Consider the following 20,478-nt stretch of genomic DNA (forward strand, 5'->3'; position numbering starts at 1 on the left):
GCGCATGCCCACCCAAAACGGAACCGCCGCTCAGGCTGTGGCCGGCTTCAGAACTGGAACCGCAACGTCGCCCCGTACATGGCCGGTGCCCCCAGGAAGGCGTCGTAGGTGTTCTTCGGGTTGCCCGGCTCCGGCGTGCCCAACGCCTGCAAGGGGCCGTCGAAGCCCACTTGCACGTACTTGGCATTGAACACGTTGGTGCCCCACAGCTCCAACTGCCACGTGCGGTCGCGGGCACCGATGCCGATGCGTGCATTCACCACCGAATAGGCTTTCTGCATCTTTTCGACGTCGAGGTCGGAGCCGGTGTTGTAGCTGGACATGTACTTGCCACCGATGTTGAAGCGCCCTTCCAGACTGGAGCCGATGTCCCACTCGTAGGTCAACGAGGCCGACAGCGAGCTGCGCGGCGCGAAGCTCATGCGCGCATCCGGCAATTTGTACAACGCGCCGGGATACGTGAAATCCGCACCCGGGATGTGTTTGCCGTATCGGGTGTCGGCGAGCATCAGGCCGGACTGCAACAACAGGCCCGGCACCGCCTTGGGTTGCCACAGCAGCTCCGCGTCCAGGCCTTGCGATACCACCTTGGGAATGGAACGCACCACGAAGCTGGTGCCCAGGAAGCTGTTGAGCTGGAAGTCGGTATAGGTCTGGTGGAACAACGCGGCATTGAGCAGCAGGTTGCCACCAGCCCAGGTGGTCTTGGCGCCCAGCTCCCAGCTGTCCACGAACTCACCCGGGAACGCGGTGTCATTCACCGGGGTGATGCCCTGCCCGCCACTGGACAAGCCATTGGACGTCTGCACGCGGTCGAAGTTGAAGCCGCCGGCCTTGTAGCCGCGCGCAAAGGACAGGTAGGTCATTGCATGCGGGTTCCAGCGATACGCCGCCTTCACCGTGCCCGACCACTCGTTCTCACTGCGCGATTGCCGGGTGTTGCGGCCATTGTGCAGCACGTTTGCCCAGGGCAGGCAGCTGTAGCCCACCACATTGTTGATCAGGGCCTGCTGGTTGGCGGCAGGCAACGAAGCAAACGGCACCCCGCGCGCGGTCAATGCGGCGGAAATCCGGGCCAGCGCCGCTTGGCTGATGCCGCCACCGGGAGCGAAATAGGACGCGCAGCCAGGACTGCCATTGGGGTTGCTGAATGCCGATTGCAGGTCCTTGGTTTCGCGGGTGTAGCGCAGGCCCAGGGTGAGATCGAGCGCCTCGCTGGCATGCCAGGTGTTGTTGCTGAACAAGGCCGTGCTCTTGGCATCCTGCTTGTAATGGTCCAGCGCGCCGAGGCCGGCGAACACCGTGCCATACGGCTGTCCGGTGACGTCGGCCATGAAGGTGGCGGCATTGGGCAGGCTGGCCAGCGACGGGTTGATCATCGACAGCAGGCCGATGGACAGATACGGCTCGTACGCCGCGCCCATCCGGTAGCTCTCGGTGCGGTGGATGGTTTCATTGCTGTAGAAACCACCCACCAGCCAATCGAGCTTGTCGGTGCTGCCGCTCAGGTGAAATTCCTGGCTGAAGAACTTCACCCGCGCATGGGATTCATCCTGCTGCGGGTTCATGTAAATCAGATCGGCGGTGGAAAAATCGAAATCGCGGCCGTTCACGGCATCCCAATCGCGGCCGGCGGTGATCGACGTCAATCTGGAACCACCCCACAGGTCCAGGTCGATATTGACCTCCGCCTGCGCGCCGCGGTCATTGATCCGCTGGGTGGTGTCGCGGTTGCTGTACGCCACCCGCGCCCACGGGTCGGCCTGGCCGGTGGGGACGATGGCATTGCCGCCGCCCAGCCTGTTGATCAACACCGAGCTTGTGCCGCTGACCAATTGCACCGCCGTGCAGCAGTTCTCGTTGCGACGGGTGGAATCGGCCGACAGCACGATCTCCACCCTGTCGGTGGGGGCCAGCAGCAGCTTGGCGCGGAAGGTGTCGAAATCCTGGTCGTAGTCGCGGTCGCTGCTGCGCGGGCCCGGCGCGGTGACCACCTGCATCCAGCCGTCGCGGTCACGGTGCGCGGCATACACCCGCAATGCGGCGTAATCCCCCATCGGCAGATTGACGCCACCGGCCAACCCCAACGCGCCGTAATTGCCGAAGGTGACCTCGCCATTGGCGGAAAATTCGTGATCCGGCTTGCGGGTGACCACGTTGATGACGCCGGCCGAGGTGTTCTTGCCGAACAAGGTGCCCTGCGGGCCTTTCAGCACCTCGATGCGTTCCAGCTCGCCCAGATCGCCGAAGCCCACCGAGTTGCGCGGCCGGTACACGCCATCAATCACCACCCCCACCGACGATTCCAGACCGATGTTGTCGCCCACCGTGCCAATGCCACGCAGCCGCGCGGTGGTGATCGCCTCGCTCTGGGTGCTGGTCACGGTGAGCCCCGGCACCAGCACTTGCAGATCCTTGACATCCCGCACGCCGGTATCTTGCAGGGTTTGCTGCGACAAAGCCGTGACCGCGATCGGCACGTTTTGCATCACTTCTTCGCGTTTTTGCGCGGTGACAACCAGCGTGTCCAGTGTCTTCGGCTCTTGCTTGCCGCCCGCCGGTGCAGCCTCCTGCGCCTGCACCGGCAGTGCCAGAGAAGCAACAAGTGCGGTGGCGAGTGCCACCTGCAAGGGCGAACGCGCGAACTGGGTGCGGTGCATGGCTTTTCCCCGGAAAGTGGATGACACGCGGGCCATCAGGGCGAAATATGCCGCAAACACCAGCAGGCGGCCACCCTTTGGCCACGCGCCCGGCCACCTTGGCTTCATTGGCTTGAAAGCCGCCGGATCACTACCACCCGTGTGTACCTTGCGCCCCTCCCCTGCGCTGCAAGGGAGGGGGAAAGCGGGACCGCGAAGGCCCTACCAGCAGCCCGCCGTGGAGGGCGATTTGACGCCGGCCTGGTCCAGGCTCAGGGTGCCGCAGGAATCACCGCTTTGCTTGCCGGAAGGGGTAGCCGCAACCGTGTAGGCCTTGGCGGAAGGTGCCACCGAAAACGCGAAGTTGTAGAAGGTCAGCGTCACCGGCTCGCAGGCACCGGTGAGGGTGCCGATGGCCGGTGCGCTGGCGTAGCTGAGGTCGGTGGTGTACACGCGCTCCATCCGCTGCGCCACGGTGGTCAGGCACGCGGTACCCGCCGCCCGGCGGGTCTTGCGCTGGTGCTCGTTGTAGGACGGCAGGGCGATCGAGGCCAGGATGCCGATGATGGCTACCACCACCATCAGCTCGATCAGGCTGAAACCGGCATTGCGGCGCGTTTGCATTGCATGTCCCCCGTGGTTGCGCATGTCAGTCATTCCGGATTTCGCGCCAAGAGACACGCTGCCAGCTCATGGGGGCCTTGCCGAAGCTGGAGGCACCCAAGCCCGCACTGCCATCCACCACGCCCACGCCAGGCAACAGCACCGGGCGCGTGGGCATGCCCACCCCCAGATTGACAGACCCCACCGGCTTGCCGCCGGCGGCGGTATCGTCGGTGCTGCCGTTCTTGTCCAGGTCGAAGTAGGACTTGCCGCCGCTGGTGCCGGTGAAGGCATCGATGGCATTGAGGAAGCCAGAACCGGAGGCTTCGCAGGCGTCGCCCTCGGGAATCATGCTGGCCGTGACCACGAAGTCACCGTCCACCTGCGCATCCTGCACGATGCGCTCGCCCTTGCCCGGCAGATCCACGTACCAGCCCTTGCTGGTGCCAATCGCGGGGGCCGTGTTCGGGTCATCGAAGTAGCGATAACCACTGGCGGCATCCACGGTGAGTGGCCGCGACGTCAGGTCCGAACGGGTATAGGCGGCGGTGGGGCCGTCATCGGTGAACCCGTAGATGGACTGCGCCGAGGTGGTCTTGTCGTTGGCATCGGTGGTGGTCAGGAAGCGGCCGGTACCGAAGAAAATCCAACGCTTGTTGGTCTTCGGGTCGATGGCCGACGCCAGGCCGCCGGTGATGGGCTGCGGCGTGCCTGCCGTCTTTTCGGCATGGAAGAGCTTGGTGGCGGTCCACGCCGAGGGCGTGCTGGAACGCATGTCGAACTTCCAGATATTGCCCTGCATGTCACCGGCATAGGCATACACCATGGTCTTGCCATCCGCCGCGTACACGCCCAGCGGTGCGAACAGGCCATTCCCCGTGGTGTTGTCGGTGGGGATCTCACGGATCACCGCACCCGTGGCAAGGTTGACGACCACCAGCACCGCCTTGTCGTTGGTGCTGTTGGGGCCATTGCCCAGCACCGCCGCCGGGACGGGGGAGCCGTTGCGCACCTGCGCCAGCACCGGTGTGCCCAGCACATTGCCCATGTTGTTCAGCGGGGTGTCCTTCATTTCCCACTTGAAGTTGCCGGTGCCGAACGAGCCCGGCGCACTCACGTCCAACGCATACAGGCCCTTGCCACCGCGCCCCAGCGTTCCCACCAGGATGTTCTGGCTGGGGGTCAATGCGTGCGGGCTGACCACGATGGGGCCGTCCACGAAGAACTTGTGGTCGTAATCACCGCGGCTGAGCTGCTTGAGGTTGCCGAAATTGATCAGGTTGGGGACGTAGGCGAACAGTTCCTGGCCGTTGCCGGCATCGAAAGCATGCAGCATGCCGTCGTTGGCACCCACATAGAGCGTGCCGTTGCTGGTGCCGTCGCCGGCAGCCCCACCGGGCACGTAGGCAGGCGACGAGCCCACGATGTCGCCCAGCACGGTGGTGGCGCGGTTGCGCAGGTTGCTGACGCCGTTGCGCTCTTCCTTGCTGGCGTCGCCCTTGATGTAGGCGGCGTTGTCGCTGCCCCCCACTTCATAATTGGCGGGCCCCACGCCACTGTTGTCCAGCGCGGTGATTTGCGCCGCAGTGGGGAACGCCGTGCCGGCGCTGCCTGCCTGGCCGGGGGTGCCGCTGGCGGTGAAGATGTGCCGGCTGCCCACTGCCGGGATGGTGGCGGTCCAGCTGGCCGTGCCCGAGACCCCCGTCCGGCTGACCGCCTGCGCCTTCACCGCACCTGTCCAGACCCCGGACACGTAGCTGGCCGAAAACACCTGCGCGCCGGTGTTCAGGGACGTGGAGTTGGTGGCCACGTTGGAGAACGAACTGGTGCGCTGGGTAATGGCAGCCAGCGCCTTGTTCAGGCCCTCGGTGAACGCGGCGGGGCTGGACGCCGCGACGAATTGACCATGGCCGTTGACGGCGGCGTGCAGCAGGTCGTCGACGTTGGCGGGTTGGTCATTGCCCGGCGGATTCCCACTCGGATCATTCCACGTCGGATTGGCGGTCACGTCATCCACGCTGGACCAGCCCTGGGTGGTTTTCAGGCCAATGGAAATGGTGAACGTCACCATGTGCTGCCAGAACGCCGGGTCGTCGTCTGATGTGGGCACATTGTTGCCGTCCGGGCTGGCGGTGGTCCCCATCGACGCAATATCGGTGCGCAGATCCGTCATCCAGTAATACATGGCGACGTCGGCCAGCGTGCTGGAGTTGCCGTCCTTGTACGGGGACACCGGGGAATATGTGTACGACTTGCCCTTTGGCCCCTTGATGGTGCTGCCGGCGGTATTGTCCACATTGCCGGAACCTGCCGTGCCGCCGTTCCAGTAGCCGTCGGTGGTCAGAATGGTGAAGTTCTGCCGGCAGGAGAGTTGGTCGGAGCCGCTTTCAGGGCCATAAGGGCCACTGCTGGACGAACTTGTGTAGTACGTGCCAACGGCATTCAGTACCGACTGCAACGGCGTGCCGTTGCCCGCGTAGGCCTTGAACAAACGCGCATACCAGGTGGAGCGGCTGGTGGTTGGCGTGATGCCGGTGTTGTCGATGAATCGGCCATCATTGCCGTCACCCACCGGGATATCGAAATCCGGCGAGACCGAAGAATTATTGTCGGGATGCAGGCTGCGATACCCCACCCGCACCTTGTTGCCCAACGACCCGAATGCTTCGCTGGCACCGGCCTTGGCGGCCTTGATGCGGGTACGATAGTAGGAATACCAAGTGGAAAAATTGGTCTTTTCGGCGGCAACCGTGCGCCCGGTGGGCGTAGCCGATGTGCAGTTGATCCAGCCATAGCTGCCGGGGGCACCGCCATCACAGCTGTTGGTCGTGGTAATCGTAACCGTCACACTGACATTGGAAAACGCTGCAGACCCATAAAGCCCGACGTAATAGGTGCCTGCATTCGGGTTGTACACCGTGCAGGAATCATTGGTATTGCCACTGGTTGAGCTGCACATGTACGGATTCGTGGGCGGATTACTCGAGTCCACGTAGAGATTCGAGTTGCCACTTCCCCCCGAGGTGGTCACAGTAACACTGTACACGCCCGAAGGAATGACGACCGAATTGACATTCCAAGCCTTCTTGGCTGCACTCAAGCCGGATTTTGGATAACCCGTTGCAGTCGAAGTATTGCCTGCAATCAGGCCATATTCCCCTCTGACAATATCGCTTCCACCACTCAAAATCTGGAATCGATAATAATTGTCGGCGAGCGACATGTATGACGTGCTGGTACTGGCGGGATTTTTGGGCACATAGAATGTCTGCGTATTGGAAGACAGATCCTTGCTGCCCCCATTGGTGCCCAGTGATGCATTCGTGACGTAATGGTTGCTGCTGTAAACCGCGGTGTAGGTTTGCCCGCCGGTCATCCGGGTGCCATTGGCTGTCATCCACGGCTGGTAATTGGTGGCCGGGTTGTAGTACAGCGTGTTGGTGATGTAGTTCTGCATGTACATCTTGTCGTTGCCGGTGCTTTCCGTCGTTACCGACGTTCCGGTGCCGATGCCGTCTTGGTCAGGAACGCTGCTGAAACTCCCCGACCCGGTAATTTGCTGGATGCTCTGGCTGTTCATGTTGCCCCAAGCCATCGAACCCGAGTTGTCCAGGACGAACATGATGTTCGGTGCCACCCGGTTGCCGGTGGTCAGCGGCTCGTCGGGAATGGTGATGCCGGCACTGACCGGCAGCGCCAGCAGCGTGCACAGGAAGGCAGCCGGGGTTGTCCACCAGGGGCGGTCGGGACGCAGGGCGCGGGCCAGCTTGCGTTCGGCGGGGGAATGCGTGCGGTTCATGACGGTCTCTCCGGCGAGCCGGTTCAGCGGCTGACGACGTTGGCTTGCAGCACCACTTCCGACAGGCCGCGACTGCGGCCATGGGCGGTGATGCGGAACATGGGGCGCTGGCACTGGTAATTGGAAATGGCTGCGGTGGTTTCACACACGCCCTGCAAGGTGGAGCCCTTGCCGGTGCCCAGGTATTCGATGAAATAGAACGAGCGCCCGTCTGCGGCAGCCATCTTCACCGGGGTTTCCGGGGTGGCCGCCGTCTGGTCGCAGATGCCGTCCGTGGCGCAGGTGACCGGCTTGCCGGCGGCCCGCATTTCGGCCAGCGTCTTGCCGTATTGCAGGTCGGAAATGGCGGCATTGCCCAGCACGTCCTGCTGGGCCACCCGCAACACGGTTTCCGCAGCCTGGAAGGCCTCGCTGCGGTCGCGCAGGTTGGCGCTCATGCGCTCCTGCATGCCGGAGCTGCGCATCACCGCCAGCCCCAGCACGGACATCACCACCAGCAAGACCAGCACGATCACCAGTGAAATACCCTGCTGGCGGCGCGGCGGGCGGGCCGGATGGAAGGCGGGCATCGTGTTCACAGGGTGCGGCTCCTCAGGCTGATGACGTTGGAGACGTTGCGGGTCAGGGTTTTGTTGTCCACCTGGTTGGTGCCGGTGAGGGTCATGTTCACCCGCACCGCCACCACATCCGGCCAACTGGCGGGGGTCGCGGTGTAGCTGTTGGCACCGCGTTGCAGGTAGCTGAAGCCCAGTGCGGTCACGCCGTCGGCCACCTGCTGCCCGGCAGCGCCGTCACGCGAGACATACAGGCCGGTGCCGGAACGGTACCAGCGGGTATTGCGGAACCGGGCCACCATCACCGTGGCGGGCGGGGCCATGGGGTCCACATTCATCACCACCGGGGTGGCCGGGGTGAAGGTGAGCTGGTTGGTGGTCACCGCCGTGGCCGTCACCACATACAGCTGGTTGGCATTGCACAGCAGCACCTTGTCGTTGACCCTGAAAGCATCCGTGGCATTCATGCCCGAAGGGAACTGGGTGGTATCCAGCGTGACCGTGTTGACCGTGGCACCGGTGATGCGGTACGCCGTGTCATCGCCGGAAGTGGCCAGCAACTCGGTACCGGCGGTAGCGCCGTTGTCATTGATGGGGTTGGTGAGAAAGGCGGTTTCATCCGCCGAATTGGTGTGCTCCACGTCCGGCCGCGCCAGACTGGAGCAGGACGAACCACCGGCCGCGCGGATGTCGCGGGACATCAGCTCGAAAGCCACGCGGGCGCTTTCCTGGATGCGGTTCAGCCCTTCGTTGGCCTGGTAGCTGCGCTGGTTGGACTGGAACACGGCAAACGCCGCGCCCATCACCAACAGGCCCAGCACCAAGGCGATCATCAGCTCGATCAGGCCGAAACCGGTTTGACGACGGAATGAAGGCATGCGATGGGGCTTCCTGCTCATATGCGGGCACTCGTTTGCAGCACGCGGTTGGACCCCCCCTGGTCGTTGCCGGCGCGGGAGTCATCCCAATAGACATTGACCTGGCAGGCGGCGGGACAACCGGTGATTTCACCGCAGGTGGTGGTGTCGCCGGCCCCGCTGCCAATGGTGGATTTCATCGAAGTGAGCCATGCACGCAGGTCATTGGCGCGCAGGTTCGTCCCCGTCACCGATGCCACCGCGCAGGTCTTGCCGATGTTGTAGTTGGCGGCGGTGTTGGCGCGCATGGCGTCGAGGATGGAATTGGTCTGCATCACCGCCTGGCTGGTTTCCATCGACCCCTGCCCGCCGCGCAGGGCCAGCGACTGCATGGCGGCCACGCCCAGCAACCCCACCCCGAGCACCAGCACGGAGACCAGCACTTCGATCAGGCTCATGCCACGCGCATGGCGCGGCGCGCACGACAACGGCTTCACGGCTTGCCTCCCGGGCTTGGCATCCCTCTTGCTCACGACCTGTTTCGCGACCTGCTTCATGGGCAGCTCCCCCCGCCATTGTTCAACGTCTTGGTGACCACGCCGCTGATTGCCACCGTCAACACCCGCTGGTTCTGGGAAGGGTTGGTGGTGGGCATGCAGACAGTGACCGTCTGCGCGGTGTCGATCAGCCCGGACGGCCTGAACTCGATGCCGGCAGCCGGGCCACTGACCTGCACGTTGCCGCTGGCGGTGCTGTTGCGGATCACGTCATCGGTGGGCGTGGCCAGGGTGTTGTCCATGCCGTGCACGATCCAGCCGGACCACGCCGTGGTGCCTGCACAGGTCGTACCGTCGGTGCTGGGGCACAGCGTGACCCGGGTGTTGCGGCGCACGGCTTCCGACCGCGCCAATTGCAGCGAGGCGATCATTTCCTCGGTCTGACCGTTGATGCGGCCGTTGTTGACCAGTGCGGCGATGCCGGGCACCGCCACCATGGCCAGGATGCCGATGACCGCCACGGTGACCATCAGCTCCACCAGAGTGAAGCCCCGGACCATCCCGGCGCTTCGCCCGACGGCACCGCCGGCATGTTGGTTGCGAACAGACATGAGACCCCCGGTTCTATGCACTGCCTACCATAGTGACAGGCGGCGACGGTGGCCAGCAATGACCGATGGGCGGGCCAACGCCGGGGGTGGGCGGCAATGCGTGCCAAGCCCAAGGCCAGCGCTCAGTCGTTGTACTCGACTTCGCCGTACAGGTCGTGCTCGTCGCTGCCCATGATCCGCACGCTGGCGAACTCCCCGGGCCGCAGGCCGGCTTCGCGGCCGTCCTGCACCTGCACCAGGCCGTCGATCTCCGGCGCATCCGCCATCGAGCGGGCGATGGCCAGGTCGCCGTCGATCGCGTCCACCAGCACCTGCTGCACGGTGCCGACCTTGGCCGCCAGGCGCGCTTCGGAAATCGCCGCCTGCCGCTCCATGAAGCGGGCCAGGCGCTCCTGCTTCACCTCTTCCGGCACCGGGTCCGGCAGCGCGTTGGCCGCGGCGCCTTCCACCGGCGAATAGGCGAACGCGCCCACGCGGTCCAGCTGCGCCTCGTCGAGGAAGTCCAGCAGCTCCTCGAACTCGGCGTCGGTCTCGCCGGGGAAGCCGACGATGAAGGTGCTGCGCAGGGTCAGGTCCGGGCAGATCGACCGCCAGCGCTGGATGCGCTCCAGGGTCTTGTCCACCGCGCCCGGGCGCTTCATCAGCTTGAGGATGCGCGGGCTGGCGTGCTGGAACGGGATGTCGAGGTACGGCAGCAGCTTGCCGTCCGCCATCAGCGGGATCACGTCGTCCACGTGCGGGTACGGGTAGACGTAGTGCAGGCGCGTCCACACGCCGAGTTCGGACAGGCCCTCGCACAGCGCCTTCATCCGCGTCTCGTAGACATTCGTGCCCCACAGGCGTGGCGCGTACTTCAGATCGACGCCGTAGGCGCTGGTGTCCTGCGACACCACCAGCAGCTCCTTGACGCCGCCGCGCACCAGCTTCTCGGCTTCGCGCAGCACGTCATCCACGGGCCGGCTGACCAGATCGCCGCGCATCGAGGGGATGATGCAAAAGCTGCAACGGTGGTTGCAGCCTTCGGAAATTTTCAGATAGGCGTAGTGCTTCGGCGTCAGTTTCAGGCCGTAGTCGGGCAGCAGATCGAGGAAGGGGTCGTGCTTGGGCGGCACCGCGGCGTGCACCGCGTCCATCACGCTGGCGTAGTCCTGCGGGCCGCTGATGGACAGCACGCCCGGGTGCGCCTCGCGGATCACGTCGGCGCGCTTGCCCAGGCAGCCGGTGACGATGACCTTGCCGTTCTCGGCCATCGCCTCGCCGATGGCGTCCAGCGACTCGGCCACCGCGCTGTCGATGAAGCCGCAGGTGTTGACCACCACCACGTCGGCGTCGTCGTAGGTCTGCACCAGGTCGTAACCTTCGACCTTGAGCTGGGTGAGGATGCGCTCGGAGTCGACCAAAGCCTTGGGACATCCAAGGCTGATGAATCCCACTTTGGGCTGTTGCAGGGACATGGCGCAAGGTTCTGAAAAGGTGCGAGATTATACGTGGCGAAGCGGTGGCCCGAATGGCCGGCGCGCCGCCTTCGGACCCGGTGGCGCCTACCGCCGGGTAAATCGCTACGCCGCTCGGAATGCGGCTACGCGATTTACCCGACGGTCTCGCCACCTGCCACTTCGTTGGAGAACCCCCCCATGCCCCACTGGCGCACCCTCTACACTCCCTGCGGCGCGGTACAGGCGTGGCGGGCCGAACCGGAAGGCACCCCGCGCGGCGCGGTGGTGGTGGCACACGAAATCTTCGGCCTGCTGCCGCATTACCAGCGGCTGTGCGAGCGGCTGGCCGAGGCCGGCTTCATCGCGCTGGCGCCGGCCTACTTCGACCTGATCGAACCCGGGCTGACGCTTGCCACCGATCAAGCCGGCGCCGACCGTGGCCGCGAAGTGGTCAACCAGTTGGGGCTGGACTGCGGGGTGGATGTCACCGAAACCGCCGCGCGGCTGTTGCAGGCGGAAGGCCACACGGTAGGCGTGCTGGGGTTTTCCTGGGGCGGCACGGTGGCGCTGCTGGCCAATACCCGCCTCGCCCTGCCGGCGGTGAGCTACTACGCCACCCGCAACCCGCCGTATCTGGATGAGCCATCGCAAGCGCCGCTGCTGTTTCATTTCGGCGCGCTGGATGTGCCCATTCCGCCGGCCATCGTCGACCTGCATCGACAGAAACAGCCGCAGGCGCAAGTCTTCGTTTACGAAAACGCCGACCACGCCTTCAACCGTGATCCCGACCCGCCCTATCAACCGGATGCCGCAGCATTGGCGTGGAGGCGTACACTGGATTTCTTCGCGGAGCATTTGTCATGACCCACTGGCATCTGGATGCACGGCTGGCCGACGACACCGCCCCGGTGTGCGACCTGAAATTGTGCGAAGTGCGGCTGATGGACGATGCCAACCATCCGTGGCTGGTGCTGGTGCCGAAGGTGGACGGTGCGGTGGAAATCCTCGACCTCAGCCCCGCGCAGCGCACCCAATTGAGCCACGAGATCGACACCGCCGCGCGCGCGCTGAAAACCCTGTTCAAGCCCGACAAACTCAACGTGGCCGCGCTGGGCAACCTGGTGCCGCAACTGCATGTGCACGTCATCGCCCGCTACACCCACGACATCGCCTGGCCGCGGCCGGTGTGGGGGGCGGCCCACGCCCGCCCCTACACGCCGGAAGCACTGGTGGAACGGGTGCGCCTGCTGCATGCGCAATTTCCGGCCTGATCGCCCGCCCCCTCGTTCCTGCCGCCTGTCCTTCGATGGAGCCTGCCATGCGCCAATGTCCCGCGCTGATCCTGTCCGCCTGCATTGCCGCCGCGCTGGCCGGCTGCCAACCGTCCGCCCCCACCGCAGGGGCCGCTGCAACGCCCGCCGCAAGCACCGTCCGGAACGCGGGGCTGGACAAGGCGGTGAATGCCTTCCTCGACGGCTTCTTCCAGCGCAACCCGGTGTTTGCCGCCAATGCCGGCAAACATGCGTACGACGGCATGTTGCCCGACTACAGCCCGGCCAGCCTGAAAGCCGATGCCGACTGGCTGCATGCCCAGCGCGATGCGTTCGCCGCGTTCACCGATGCGCAACTGGACGCGCAAGGGCGCTTCCATCGCGATTACGTGCTGGCGGTGATCGACGGGGCATTGTTTTGGCTGGAAGACTCCGGCTTTGCCTACAACAACCCGGCGTTCTACACCGGCGATCTCTCGCCCAGCATGTACCTCACCCGCGAATACGCGCCGCTGCCGCAACGGATGGCCGCCTTCATCCACTACCAGGAGGCGTTGCCGAAGGCCATCGCGCAGATCAAGGCAAACCTCAAACCACCGCTGCCGGCGTCCTACATCGAACTGGGAGTGAATTCCTTTGGCGGCTATGCCAGCTTCTTCACCAGCGACGTCCCCGCCATCTTCAAGGATGTGCAGGACGCAACCTTGCAGGCACGCCTGAAAGCCAGCAATGCCGGGGCGATCAAGGCCACGCAGGAGATGGCCGACTGGCTGAAGGCGCAGCAGCCGCAGGCCACGCAGAATTTCGCATTGGGCGCGGAAAAATTCGCGAAAATGCTGCACGCCACCGAGCGCGTGGATATCCCGCTGGCGCAATTGAAAGCCGCCGGCGAGGCCGACCTGGCACGCAACCTGGCGGCGCTGAAGGCGGCCTGCGCGCAGTACCTGCCCAATCAGCCCTTGCCGGCCTGCGTGGCCAAGGTGAATGCCGACAAGCCCGTCGGCGGCGCGGTGGAAGGGGCGCGCGCACAGCTCACCGATTTGCGCAAATTCCTGATCGACAAGGACCTGGTGACGATCCCGGGGCCGGAGCAGGCCAAGGTGGAAGAAGCGCCACCGTTCAACCGCTGGAACTTCGCCTATATCGAAATCCCCGGCCCGTACGAAAAAAACCTGCCGTCGATCTACTACATCGCCCCGCCGGACCCGACATGGCCGAAGGCCGAGCAAGATGCTTACGTGCCTGGCAAGAGCGTGCTGCTGTTCACCTCCGCGCATGAAGTCTGGCCGGGGCACTTCCTGCAATTCCTGCATTCCAACCGTTCCGACTGGACATTCGGCCAGTTGTTCGTGGGTTATGCCTTCGCCGAAGGCTGGGCGCATTACACCGAGGAAATGATGTTCGATGCCGGCCTGGGCGGCGGCACACCGGAGGCGCATATCGGCCAGCTTAGTGAAGCCCTGCTGCGCGATGTGCGTTTTGTGTCGGCGATTGGTTTACACACCGACGGCATGACCGTGGCGGAGTCGGAAAAGATGTTCCGCGAACAGGGCCTGCAAGACCCCGGCAATGCCCGCCAGCAAGCCGCACGCGGCACCTACGACCCGGCTTACCTCAATTACACGCTGGGCAAGCTGATGATCATGCAACTGCGTGAAGACTGGACGCGCAGCAAGGGCGGGCGCGCGGCATGGAAGGGCTTCCACGACCAGTTCCTGTCGTTCGGCGGCCCGCCGATCCCGCTGGTGCGGGCGCAGATGCTGGGCGGCACGCCTGCGGCGGTACTGTGGACACCGGCACCTGCAACACCTTGAGCAGGCTTACGTGCGCGGCAGGGTGACGCCGGTCTGGCCCTGGTACTTGCCGCCACGATCCTTGTACGAGGTTTCGCACACGTCATCGGCATCGGACTGGAAGAACAGCATCTGCGCCACCCCTTCACCGGCGTAGATGCGCGCGGGCAGCGGCGTGGTGTTGCTGAACTCCAGGGTGACGTGACCTTCCCACTCCGGCTCCAGCGGGGTCACGTTGACGATGATCCCGCAGCGCGCATAGGTGCTCTTGCCCAGGCACACCACCAGGGTGTCGCGCGGGATGCGGAAGTATTCGACGGTGCGCGCCAGCGCGAAGGAATTGGGCGGGATGATGCACTCGTCGCCCACCACGTCGACGAAGCTCTTCGGGTCGAAATGCTTGGGGTCGACAATCGTCGAGTTGATGTTGGTGAACACCTTGAACTCGCGCGAGCAGCGCACGTCGTAGCCGTAGCTGGAGGTGCCGTAGCTGACAATGCGCTGGCCGTCGGCAGCCTGCTTGACCTGCCCCGGCTGGTACGGCTCGATCATGCCGTGCTGCTCGGCCATGCGGCGGATCCAGCGGTCGCTCTTGATGCTCATGCACTCTACCCCGATGCGGAAGCGGCGATTCTACGGGTTTGCACGGGCGGGATCAGCTGCCCAGCAGCGATGCCATGATCCCGGTGCGCACCTTCGGACGCTCTGCCAAGCGCGCCAGCAACGCCCGCGCGAGGTCGCGATAGGCCCGCGCGGCCGGCGATTCCGGCTGCGCCACCACCACCGGCACGCCGGCATCGCCCTGTTCACGGATGCCGATTTCCAGCGGCAGGGAGCCCAGCACCGGCACGCCGTACTGCCGCGACATCCATTGCGCACCGCCTTCCCCGAAGATGTGCTCGACATGCCCGCATTGGCTGCACGCATGCGCGGCCATGTTTTCCACCAGCCCCAGCACCGGGATCTCCACCTTTTCGAACATCTTCAGCGCCTTGCGTGCGTCCATGGTGGCCACCTCCTGCGGGGTCGTCACCACCACCGCGCCGGCCACCGGAATCTTCTGCGCCATGGTCAGCTGGATGTCGCCGGTGCCCGGTGGCAGGTCCACCACCAGGATGTCCAGCCCGTCCCAGCGGGTATCGTTCAGCAACTGGTTCAGCGCCTGCGTGGCCATCGGCCCGCGCCAGATCATCGGGGTGTCGTCCCCCACCAGCAGGCCGATCGACATCGCTTCGATGCCATGCGCGCGCATCGGCGTGATGCTCTTGCCATCCGGGCTGTCCGGCTTGCCGGACAGGCCCAGCATGGTGGGGATGCTGGGGCCGTACACGTCGGCATCCAGCACGCCCACCTGCAACCCCTCGGCCGCCAGCGCCAGCGCCAGGTTCACGGCGGTGGTGGATTTCCCCACCCCGCCCTTGCCGGATCCCACGGCGATCACATTGCGGGCATGGGGCAGCGGCTTGAGTTCGCCTTGGACGGCGTGGGAGGGCAGACGGGACATGGTGGAAGCACATCAGGCGGGCTTGCACCAATTCTAGCGAACGACGTCATCAGGTCCGTTCACGCCAGCCCCCTACGCGCCACTTCGTGTCCGTTGAATGACGCAAGTCAAACAATCCACTCACCGCGCCAATGGCATGCATCGAGGTGGCTACAGAACCACACCGCCGATCCTCGCCAGACAACATACGTTCATGGATACTCGTTAAATAGATGTTAGTTTGCCCGCGCCCAGCATTGGCCGGGTGTGGTCGATAGCCCCATATGTCGAAAAAATTAGTATCTAAAAACAGCACAGGAATTCCCCCCATGGTTGTACGTCACCGTTTCACCTCCCTCCGCAGCCCACTTGCGCTGACGCTTGCCGCCGCATTGCTGCCCGCCACCGCGTTCGCCCAGTCGCAGGCGCCCGCAGACGCCACCGCTCCGCAAGCCAAGGAGCTGGACAAGGTGGTCGTCACCGGCTCGCTGATCCCGCAGACCCAGGTCGAAACCTTCGTCCCGGTGACCATCATTTCCGCCGAGGACATCCAGGCCCGCGGCTTCAACAACGTGGCCGAAGTGTTGCAGAAGAGCAGCTTCGCCACCGGCGGCGTGCAGAACAGCCAGACTTCCGGCGGCTTCACCCAGGGTGCCGAAACCCTCAGCCTGTTCGGCCTGTCTGCCAGCTACGTGAAGTACCTGATCGACGGCCGCCCGATGGCCAACTACCCGGCGCTGTACAACGGCTCCGACGTGTTCAACAACATCAGCGGCATCCCGGTGGAGTTGGTCGAGCGCATCGAGATCCTGCCGGGCGGCCAGTCCTCGCTGTACGGCTCGGACGCCATCGCCGGCGTGGTCAACATCATCCTCAAGAAGAACATGGAAGGCAGCGTCGTCAGCGGCCGCATCGGCGGCTTTGACGAAGGCGGCGGCAAGAGTGGCCGTGTCAGCTTCGCTACCAGCGTGAGCAGCGCCGACAACCGCTGGACCACCCTGCTGGGCGTGCAGGCCGAGAAGGTCGACCCGGTGTGGGGCTCCCAGCGCGACCTGACCCGGCAGTTCAACCTCAACGCCCGCAACGGTGATGCACCGGTCGCCAGTCGCGACTGGGCGATCTTCGACGTCGACAACTACAACAGCTACATATTCCTCGACCCGGCCAACTGCGCCAACCTCGGCAGCGCCTTCGGCGGCACCGAGGGCAAGCAGAGCCGCGCCGGCAAGGGCGACTACTGCGGCTCGCAGTGGACCCCCGGCTACCGCACTCTGAAGAACAGCATGGAATCGGCGCAGGTCTACGCGCATTCCACCTTCGAGCTCAACGATCTGGCCCAGGCCTATGCCGATGTGCTGCTGAGCCACGAGAAGGTGGAATACAACAGCGGCTCCGACTCCCTATGGTGGGGCACCGAAGTGGGCTTCGGCGCCTACTACGACCCGAACCAGGGCAAGCTGCTGAACCTGCAGCGTGCGTTCGCGCCGGAAGAAGTGGGCAACTGGAACGACCACAACGCCCGCAACAACAGCAGCTCCTACTCCGTCACCTTCGGCGTCAACGGCACCCTGCGCGAAGACTCGAACTGGGACTACGACATCAGCCTGACCCGTACCGAGTACAAGCTGACCGAAACCTCGCAGGCTTTGCTGGCTGGCAAGGTGGATGCATATTTCCTTGATCGCGTGCTTGGCGCGCAGCAGGGCTTCGATCCGGTGGACGGTGCATTCCCGGTGTTCACCCCGGACTACGCGGCGTTCTACAAGCTGATGACGCCGGAAGACTTCACCAGCATCTCCACCTTCGTGCGCTCGCACAGCCGCACCTACGACAACATGCTGCGCGCGCAGTTCACCAACGGCGCCCTGTTCTCGCTGCCGGGCGGCGATGCCGGTGCGGCGATCGCGGTGGAAGCCGGCACCCAGGGCTGGCGCTACGATCCGGACCCGCTGCTGCTGAACGGCAAGATCTGGGGCACCACCGCAGTCAGCGGCCACGGCCAGCGCTCGCGTTACTCGCTGACCGGCGAAATGCGCCTGCCGGTGTGGGAACCGCTGACCATCTCCGCCTCGGCCCGCTATGACGGCTTCCGTGCTGCCGGCGATACCATCGGCAAGCCGACCTACAGCCTGGGCATCGAATACCGCCCGGTCGAATCGTTGCTGCTGCGCGGCAAGTACGGCACCGCCTTCAAGGCCCCGACCCTGGCCGACCAGTTCCAGGGCATCAGCGGCTTCTACAGCAGCACCGTGGACTACTACAACTGCGCCCTGCTCGGCTTCGATGCCAGCAACGTGCAGCATTGCCCGGCACGCTTCTCCGACCTGCAGTACAAGGGCACCTCTTCCGGCAACAAGGACCTGAACCCGATCAACGCCACCGTGTGGAGTTACGGTGTGGTGTGGGCCCCGTCTGCCAAGTTCTCGGCCAGCCTGGATTACCACCACTGGGATATCCGTGATGAAGTCGCCAACCAGAACGTCGGTCAGTTGATGCGCGACGAGTCGGATTGCCGTCGCGGGTTGCTGGATATCAATTCCGGCAGCTGCGTGGCTGCCCTGTCGCAAATCACCCGCGGCCCCAATGGCGTGGTGCAGGGCATCTTCGTCAAGAAGGTCAACGTCGCCAATGAAACCCTGAACGCCCTTACGCTGGACCTGAACTATCGTCAGGATCTGGGTGCCTATGGTGCATTGAACCTGGCTGGCTCGTGGACGCGCAACCTCGACCACCGCTTCCAGCAGTACCCGACCGACCCGGTTGTCGACTACCTGCGTAATCCGTACTACAGCACCGACCCGAAGAACAAGGCGACTGCCTCGGCCAGCTGGAACAAGGACCGTTGGACCACCACCCTGTACGCCAACTACCTCGGCCGGACCCCGAACTACAGGGGCACGACCGACAAGGACAAGGGCTACGGGAATCCCGGTGCCGGCCGCCTGGGCTCCTACACCACCTTCAATGGCAGCGTGAATTTCGATGTCAGCGACTCGCTGAAGGTGTCCTTCCTGGTCAACAACATCGCCAACCGGATGCCGGACATGGACGTGAACTCCTACCCGGGCAACAGTGATGAGCCCTACAACAGCTACAACTTCGACGTGCTGGGCCGCGCCTACTACCTCGAAGCCAAGTGGAGCTTCGGCAAGAAGTAAGCCTTGCCGCAGCAACACCACCCAAACCCCGCCGCAAGGCGGGGTTTTTTTTATGCGCCGGGCACATCAACAACCGGATCAGATCGCGATGCCCGCTTCTTCCAGCAAGGCACGCAAGGGCGCAAGCTGCGCCTCGAAGCGCTTCCAGCGTTGCAGGGCATTGCGATGCAAGGGCTCACGCACCTGCACGGCACTGGCGGTGGCCACCGGCGCGGTGTTTTCCGAAAACCGCAGGCATGCCGGATCCCACGCCAGCCCGCAGTGCTCAAGCAGCTGTCGCGTGCTGGCCTCTTGCGCGTCGACGATGGCTTCGTAGTCGATTTCCAGAATGCGCCCCGGCAGCACCTGTCGCCAATGCCGCATCAGCCGATCGAACAGAAGGTAGTAACGCCCGGTATCGAGCAGGTCGAAGGAGTAGTCGTAGTACGGCGTGTTCTGGGTGAACAGTTGGCGGAAGTTGCCCAGGCAGGTGTCCATCGGATTGCGCCGCAGGCAGATGATCCTGGCATTGGGCAGCGCACGGGCAATATGGCCGGCATACAGGAAATTGTGTGGCAGCTTGTCCACGAAGCGTGGCTTGGCTTCGGTTCCCGGGCGCGTGCTCTCGATATAGGCCTCGCCCACTTGCCGCCATGGCAGGTTGCAGGCGCGACGAATGCAATCCACATCGATCAGCTCCGGAGTCATGCTCCCGGATGCACGCTTGAGCACCACGCCGAAATTCTGCAGCTCTCCGGCCGAATGCACCTCGGGATGGCTGGAGAGGATGCGATCGACCAGCGTCGTGCCGGTGCGCGGCATGCCAATCACGAAAATCGGCGCTGCACTGTCACAGCCGTCACCGCCGCCCCCACTTCCCTCCGGGAATGCCTCCATCAACGCCTGGAACAAGGCGGCGTCGCGGTCAATGGCATAGTCCCGTCCCTCGCGGCCCGCCGCCTTCCCGGCCAGCAGGTGGGTGAAGGCTTGCGCATCCTGGCCGAGATCCTCCAGCTCCTTCGACATCGCCAGGTGCAGATACATCCTGGCCGCATTGCTGCCGCCAGCCGGCGTGGCCAGCAATCCCTGCAAGCGATCGACATGGTTGTCGCCACGAGTGGCCTTGCGCAGCTTCGCCAAGGCGAGATGCGCCTTCCAGTAGCGGGGTTCACGGGCAATGCACGCCTTGTATTCCTGTGCAGCCTCGGGCAGACGCCCCGCGAACGTCAACGATGTCGCCAGGTTGAAATGGTACGAGGCCTGTTGCGGGAGCAGCCTGACCGCCAGCTCGTACATCGACAGCGCCTTGGCATGTTCGTTGGCACGCGTGAAGACCACGCCCAGTGTGTCTGCCGTCATCGCATCCGCCGGACCTGCCGCCAGCGCCTGTTCCGCCGCAGTCATGGCCTGGCGCATCAACCGGCCTTCCATCAATGCCTTGGCAAGCTGCGCGGCATAGTCGGCACGGGCGGGATTCAAATGCACGGCTGCCTGCAGGTGATGCAGCGCCTGCGGCATCATCTGCATGTTCAACGCGGCCACGCCGGCCACGAAATGCACGCCTGCATGCGGCGGGATGCGCGGCAACAACCCCGTGGACAATGCCAGCGCCTGCGGCCATTCCGCCCGATTCAACGCCGCCACCGCGTCCTGGTAGACCGGCCGCGGGTCGAAGGGAACGGTGTTGCCATGGGGTTTCTCTGACACGCCGCAGGTACTCCAGTCCGGATGACAGGAAGTTTAACCGTCATGCAGGCACCACCCCCGTTCCATACCGCTGCGGATGGGGTTATAAAGC

At 64.4% G+C, this 20,478-nt stretch carries 15 protein-coding genes; 4 read left to right on the top strand and 11 right to left on the bottom strand.

The window, feature by feature from the left end; translation table 11 throughout:
• Window positions 1–47: 47 nt before the first annotated feature.
• From ACE3OK_RS00120 to rimO, 8 genes are all read right to left on the bottom strand, one after another.
• Window positions 48–2,660: a TonB-dependent receptor gene (locus ACE3OK_RS00120; RefSeq protein ID WP_374247479.1), complete on the bottom strand. Its 2,613-nt coding sequence runs from the start codon at window positions 2,658–2,660 to the stop codon at window positions 48–50.
• A 201-nt stretch (window positions 2,661–2,861) separates the two neighbouring features.
• Window positions 2,862–3,263 carry a type IV pilin protein gene (locus tag ACE3OK_RS00125; RefSeq protein WP_374247480.1) on the bottom strand — a complete coding sequence of 134 codons (402 nt, stop codon included), beginning with the start codon at window positions 3,261–3,263 and terminating at the stop codon, window positions 2,862–2,864.
• A 25-nt stretch (window positions 3,264–3,288) separates the two neighbouring features.
• Window positions 3,289–7,041: a PilC/PilY family type IV pilus protein gene (locus ACE3OK_RS00130; RefSeq protein ID WP_374247481.1), complete on the bottom strand. Its 3,753-nt coding sequence runs from the start codon at window positions 7,039–7,041 to the stop codon at window positions 3,289–3,291.
• 23 nt (window positions 7,042–7,064) lie between these two features.
• On the bottom strand, window positions 7,065–7,610 hold the full coding sequence (locus ACE3OK_RS00135) for a PilX N-terminal domain-containing pilus assembly protein (RefSeq protein ID WP_374247882.1): 546 nt from the start codon (window positions 7,608–7,610) through the stop codon (window positions 7,065–7,067).
• A 5-nt stretch (window positions 7,611–7,615) separates the two neighbouring features.
• On the bottom strand, window positions 7,616–8,473 hold the full coding sequence (locus ACE3OK_RS00140) for a PilW family protein (RefSeq protein WP_374247482.1): 858 nt from the start codon (window positions 8,471–8,473) through the stop codon (window positions 7,616–7,618).
• Window positions 8,474–8,490: 17 nt separating this feature from the next.
• The gene (gene pilV / locus ACE3OK_RS00145; RefSeq protein WP_374247483.1) at window positions 8,491–8,949 is read right to left on the bottom strand and encodes a type IV pilus modification protein PilV; all 459 of its coding nucleotides are present in this window, start codon (window positions 8,947–8,949) and stop codon (window positions 8,491–8,493) included.
• Window positions 8,950–9,005: 56 nt separating this feature from the next.
• Entirely contained in the window at window positions 9,006–9,560 is a 555-nt protein-coding gene (locus tag ACE3OK_RS00150; RefSeq protein WP_374247484.1) for a GspH/FimT family pseudopilin, read from the bottom strand.
• 122 nt (window positions 9,561–9,682) lie between these two features.
• On the bottom strand, window positions 9,683–11,014 hold the full coding sequence (rimO, locus tag ACE3OK_RS00155) for a 30S ribosomal protein S12 methylthiotransferase RimO (RefSeq protein WP_374247485.1): 1,332 nt from the start codon (window positions 11,012–11,014) through the stop codon (window positions 9,683–9,685).
• A 180-nt stretch (window positions 11,015–11,194) separates the two neighbouring features.
• Between rimO and ACE3OK_RS00160 the strand changes: the two genes are divergently transcribed.
• Genes ACE3OK_RS00160 through ACE3OK_RS00170 form a run of 3 tightly spaced genes read left to right on the top strand, consistent with a single transcriptional unit; the run spans window position 11,195 to window position 14,081 of the window.
• Entirely contained in the window at window positions 11,195–11,860 is a 666-nt protein-coding gene (locus tag ACE3OK_RS00160; RefSeq protein ID WP_374247486.1) for a dienelactone hydrolase family protein, read from the top strand.
• Entirely contained in the window at window positions 11,857–12,267 is a 411-nt protein-coding gene (locus ACE3OK_RS00165) for an HIT domain-containing protein (RefSeq protein WP_374247487.1), read from the top strand. Before ACE3OK_RS00160 ends, ACE3OK_RS00165 begins: the two co-directional genes overlap by 4 nt.
• Before the next feature lie 47 nt (window positions 12,268–12,314).
• Window positions 12,315–14,081 (top strand): DUF885 domain-containing protein, encoded by a 1,767-nt coding sequence (locus tag ACE3OK_RS00170; protein WP_374247488.1) that lies wholly within the window; start codon window positions 12,315–12,317, stop codon window positions 14,079–14,081.
• Between the two features lie 6 nt (window positions 14,082–14,087).
• Here the strand turns inward: ACE3OK_RS00170 and dcd are convergent, their stop codons facing one another.
• Together dcd and apbC are read right to left on the bottom strand one after the other, a co-directional pair.
• A complete protein-coding gene (gene dcd / locus ACE3OK_RS00175; RefSeq protein WP_374247489.1) occupies window positions 14,088–14,663 on the bottom strand; it encodes a dCTP deaminase in 576 nt (191 codons plus the stop codon).
• Window positions 14,664–14,715: 52 nt separating this feature from the next.
• Window positions 14,716–15,564, bottom strand: coding sequence for an iron-sulfur cluster carrier protein ApbC (gene apbC, locus ACE3OK_RS00180; RefSeq protein WP_374247490.1), 849 nt, complete (start codon window positions 15,562–15,564; stop codon window positions 14,716–14,718).
• 308 nt (window positions 15,565–15,872) lie between these two features.
• Between apbC and ACE3OK_RS00185 the strand changes: the two genes are divergently transcribed.
• Window positions 15,873–18,701 (top strand): TonB-dependent receptor plug domain-containing protein, encoded by a 2,829-nt coding sequence (locus ACE3OK_RS00185; protein ID WP_374247491.1) that lies wholly within the window; start codon window positions 15,873–15,875, stop codon window positions 18,699–18,701.
• A 78-nt stretch (window positions 18,702–18,779) separates the two neighbouring features.
• Here the strand turns inward: ACE3OK_RS00185 and ACE3OK_RS00190 are convergent, their stop codons facing one another.
• Entirely contained in the window at window positions 18,780–20,387 is a 1,608-nt protein-coding gene (locus ACE3OK_RS00190) for a sulfotransferase (RefSeq protein ID WP_374247492.1), read from the bottom strand.
• Between the last annotated feature and the right edge of the window lie 91 nt (window positions 20,388–20,478).

Origin of the sequence: Thermomonas sp. (assembly GCF_041905325.1) — a bacterium.
Taxonomy (GTDB): Bacteria; Pseudomonadota; Gammaproteobacteria; order Xanthomonadales; family Xanthomonadaceae; genus Thermomonas.

Coding starts and splice junctions, on each gene's coding strand:
- apbC (WP_374247490.1), bottom strand. CDS start 15,564: ATGTCCCGTCTGCCCTCCCACGCCGTCCAAGGCGAACTCAAGCCGCTG.
- ACE3OK_RS00165 (WP_374247487.1), top strand. CDS start 11,857: ATGACCCACTGGCATCTGGATGCACGGCTGGCCGACGACACCGCCCCG.
- ACE3OK_RS00185 (WP_374247491.1), top strand. CDS start 15,873: ATGGTTGTACGTCACCGTTTCACCTCCCTCCGCAGCCCACTTGCGCTG.
- ACE3OK_RS00140 (WP_374247482.1), bottom strand. CDS start 8,473: ATGCCTTCATTCCGTCGTCAAACCGGTTTCGGCCTGATCGAGCTGATG.
- ACE3OK_RS00150 (WP_374247484.1), bottom strand. CDS start 9,560: ATGTCTGTTCGCAACCAACATGCCGGCGGTGCCGTCGGGCGAAGCGCC.
- ACE3OK_RS00130 (WP_374247481.1), bottom strand. CDS start 7,041: ATGAACCGCACGCATTCCCCCGCCGAACGCAAGCTGGCCCGCGCCCTG.
- ACE3OK_RS00125 (WP_374247480.1), bottom strand. CDS start 3,263: ATGCAAACGCGCCGCAATGCCGGTTTCAGCCTGATCGAGCTGATGGTG.
- ACE3OK_RS00170 (WP_374247488.1), top strand. CDS start 12,315: ATGCGCCAATGTCCCGCGCTGATCCTGTCCGCCTGCATTGCCGCCGCG.
- dcd (WP_374247489.1), bottom strand. CDS start 14,663: ATGAGCATCAAGAGCGACCGCTGGATCCGCCGCATGGCCGAGCAGCAC.
- rimO (WP_374247485.1), bottom strand. CDS start 11,014: ATGTCCCTGCAACAGCCCAAAGTGGGATTCATCAGCCTTGGATGTCCC.
- ACE3OK_RS00135 (WP_374247882.1), bottom strand. CDS start 7,610: ATGCCCGCCTTCCATCCGGCCCGCCCGCCGCGCCGCCAGCAGGGTATT.
- ACE3OK_RS00120 (WP_374247479.1), bottom strand. CDS start 2,660: ATGCACCGCACCCAGTTCGCGCGTTCGCCCTTGCAGGTGGCACTCGCC.
- ACE3OK_RS00160 (WP_374247486.1), top strand. CDS start 11,195: ATGCCCCACTGGCGCACCCTCTACACTCCCTGCGGCGCGGTACAGGCG.